This is a genomic window from Rhodococcus sp. NPDC057014 (assembly GCF_042673295.1).
Classification (GTDB): domain Bacteria; phylum Actinomycetota; class Actinomycetes; order Mycobacteriales; family Mycobacteriaceae; genus Rhodococcus_F.
Genome location: NZ_JBHUSF010000534.1, coordinates 1 through 3351 on the forward strand (window position 1 = coordinate 1; position 3351 = coordinate 3351).

Here is a 3351-nt window from a genome sequence, read left to right on the forward strand (position 1 = left end):
GTCCCGGAGGGCTCGCCGGTCTCGGACGGCTCCGTGGTCCCGGACGGCTCGGACGGCTTGGTGGGCTGGACCGTCTCGCTGGGTTCCTGTGTCTCGCTGGGCTCTCCGCCACCGCATCCGCGCCGGCTCTCGCACGGCGGATGGGGATGTTGGGGCTTGCCGCCGCCGGGGGACCCGGTGGAACCGCCTTCGCAGCGACCGCCGTCGCATTCGTGGTACTGCGGACCGGCAACGGCGTCGGACGGGAACGCCGAAACGGTGATCCAGGCGAGCCCGGACAAGAAGGCCACGGCCAGCCCGACCACGGTCAGCCTTCGCAAGACACGACGCGCGCTCACCATGCACCCCCCTCGTATTCACGACACGACACCACGTTCACGGCGACATCGCCGCTGTCATGGTAACGAGCGAATCGAGCGGAGGTGCTGGTGGTGCCGGTGTCGGGGGACCGGCACCACCAGCGATGCCCGAGCCAGGTGGGACTCGAGCAGCTTCGGAGAACCCCTACGGGCTCGGGGTTATCGCCTGGAGGTACGGATCGGTCGGGGCCGTCGCGACGTCGTCTGGCAGGCCGGAGTTCACAGAACGTTCACCAGCAACATCGTCGCGGTGATGGTCGCGACCACCGTCGCCGGCTCCAGGAACTTCGAGATTTTGCGCATTGCCTGCATGTATTTCCACCCCGTGCGATCGACCCCTTGATGACCTACGGACAGTACACAGCATTCAGTTACCTTTTGGCAAATTTCGGCCGGAATGTCGCCGTCGCGAACCGCCGACGACGGCACTCACCCGAGCCGGAACGCAGAAGAGGCACTCGCTCCGGATGGAATGAGTGCCTCTTCTGGGGTGGAGCTGAGGGGAATCGAACCCCTGACCTCTTCGATGCGAACGAAGCGCGCTACCAACTGCGCCACAGCCCCGCGCGGATCCTGCGATCCGCTCGGCAAACTCTAGCAGGCAACCCGCGGAGGGAGCGAATCGCCTGCACCGACGTGGCTTTCGGCCCGGATCGGAGGGCTACTCACCGGCGGCCCGGCGCATGGTCGCCTGCTGCATCGGCTCGTCGTCGAAGTGCTCGAGATGATCGAATTCGGGGTCCTCGTCGTCCACCTCGAGGACGACGGCCCCCGGACGCCGCAACCGGGCGGGGACGAGCCGGAGTTCGTCGTCGCTCCGGGATTCGACGCCCAGCCTCGAGCGGTTGAGACGCGCGGTTCGGCGACGGCGGATCTCCTGCTCGATCTGGACCTGCCTGCGCAGGTACGCCATGTAGGCGACGAGACCGGCGACGCCCGCCGCGAACGCCCACCACATCAGCGGAGAGATGATCAGCCCGAGCGCCGCCGACATGATCGTCGCGAACACCAGCCCGAGAAGCGATCGCTGCCGAAATCCGTATCGGGCCTCGCGCGCGATCGCGTCGGCCTCGGGGTCGAAGCCGCCACGTCCCCGGCGCACCGGCACGTACTCACCGACCGGTGCCCGCTCACCGTCGAATTCGTCTTCCTCTGCGTGAGTGTCCACAAGGTCCTCCGCGTCGTAGCCGTAGTGGTCCGGTTCCGGTTGCCAGTACGGGTCGCTGCGGTGCCCTGCCGCGGGTCCACGCTGCACGGGACGTTCGTCGCCGCGGTGCAGCACGCGCGTCGCGAGTGCTGCGTCACTGGTTTGCCGAATCCGGGGGCGGTTGTTCACCAGCATCGGGACCAGGACGAAGAGCCACACGACGACGAGCCCGATCCAGAGAAACGAGTTCGGCATTCGGCGACCTCCTCCCAATCGTCTACCAGCATGGATACCGCTGTTGACCCATCCAGGCTAACCGCATGAACACGCACATCTTCGCAGACGCGCCGATCTCACCATACTCAGGTGTCACATGCGTAACGCGGAAATGTGGCGCTCGGCATGCCCCGAGGGGGCGAAGGAAACGATCGGGCAAAGACTCGTCGAAAGCGGAGTCCCGGTCGGGGCGCTTTGATACCGTCAGATAACTGCCGCATAGCTGGACATTTGTCCATGTCCGATTCGGCGGACATTCTCCGGTTGGCTTTGCCGGTCACGCCCAGACGGCGGCGGCGATCATGCCCAGGTGGCTTTGCCACTCCGCACGAGCGAATCCGCCACCGTGCCGGGCACGTCCTCGACGGTCATACCGACCAGAATGTGGTCACGCCACTGCCCGTCGACGTCCAGGTAGCGCGCGAGCAGACCCTCCTCGCGGAAGCCGACGTTGCGGAGCACCGCCTGGCTCGCCAGGTTCTCCGGGCGCACGGTCGCCTCCACACGGTGCAGACCCACGGGTCCGAAGGCATGATCGAGTCCCAGAGCGAGCGCACCCGTGGCCACGCCGAGCCCGTTGACGTCACTGGCCACCCAGTAACCGATCCACGCAGAGCGGAGTGCACCCCGCACCACGTTGCCGATCGTGATCTGGCCGCAGAAATTGCCGTCGAGTTCGATGGCCATCGGCAGCATCCGGCCCTTCCGCGCCTCCGAACGCAGACTGCTGCACAGCCCCGGCCATCCCGAAATATGGTGGCGCGCTTCCCAGGGCGCCTCCCCCGTCGGCTCCCACGGTTCGAGGTGCGCGCGGTCGCGGGTGCGCAGGCGGCTCCACGCGGCCGCGTCACGCAACCTGATGGCGCGCACCGTGACGACGCCACCCTTCACCCGCAGGGGCCCGAGATGCGGCGGCCAACCCGGATGCTGCGTCATCCCGTCTCACACCGATGCTGTGTCATCTCGTTCTCACACTGCGTCATCAGCCACGCTGCGCCAGGAACGCCACGTCGACCTGGTCACCCGTCCGCACCTCGGTGATCTCGGGGTCGATGAGGACCAGGCAGTTGGCCTCGGCCAGTGTGGCGAGCAGGTGCGAGGACGCGCCGGGCGCCCCGCCGAGCGCTTGGACGAGGTACTCCCCCGTCGCCTCGTCACGCATGAGCTGACCGCGCAGGAAACCCTTGCGGTTCTCGATTGACGTGATGGGCGCGACGGTGCGGGCGGTGACGACGCGGCGCATCGGCTGCCTGCGACCCAGTGCGATGCGGATCAGCGGGCGCACCATCACCTCGAACACCACGAGGGCGCTCACCGGATTGGACGGGAGCAGGAACGTCGGAACCTCGTCCCGGCCGAGCTGACCGAAACCCTGGACCGACCCCGGGTGCATCGCGACCCGGTCGACCTCGAGGTTTCCGAGATCGGCGAGCGCGTCCCGCACGTCCTCGGAGGCGCCGCCGCCGACCGCGCCCGCGATGACGACGATCTCGGACCGGATCAGCTGGCCCTCCACCACCTCGCGCAGGCGACGCGCGTCGGCGTTCGCGATACCGACCCGGTTGACGT

The 3351-nt window shown here is 67.6% G+C and carries 4 protein-coding genes, 1 tRNA gene and 1 pseudogene; all 6 read right to left on the reverse strand.

Features of this window, described 5'->3' with window-relative positions:
* Positions 1-341 (reverse strand): annotated as a pseudogene (locus tag ACFTZB_RS44335) (cell surface protein); the annotation flags it as partial.
* Positions 342-578: 237 nt separating this feature from the next.
* Positions 579-788, reverse strand: a complete 210-nt coding sequence (locus ACFTZB_RS44340; protein WP_378442181.1) for a hypothetical protein — start codon at positions 786-788, stop codon at positions 579-581.
* Between the two features lie 62 nt (positions 789-850).
* A tRNA-Ala gene (locus tag ACFTZB_RS44345) sits at positions 851-923 on the reverse strand.
* 97 nt (positions 924-1020) lie between these two features.
* On the reverse strand, positions 1021-1761 hold the full coding sequence (glpR, locus tag ACFTZB_RS44350) for a gephyrin-like molybdotransferase receptor GlpR (RefSeq protein WP_378442183.1): 741 nt from the start codon (positions 1759-1761) through the stop codon (positions 1021-1023).
* Between the two features lie 321 nt (positions 1762-2082).
* Complete coding sequence (locus ACFTZB_RS44355; protein WP_015889441.1) at positions 2083-2718, reverse strand: GNAT family N-acetyltransferase; 636 nt, start codon at positions 2716-2718, stop codon at positions 2083-2085.
* Between the two features lie 46 nt (positions 2719-2764).
* On the reverse strand, positions 2765-3351 hold a 587-nt coding region (locus ACFTZB_RS44360), incomplete at its 5' end, for a molybdopterin-binding protein (RefSeq protein ID WP_378442186.1).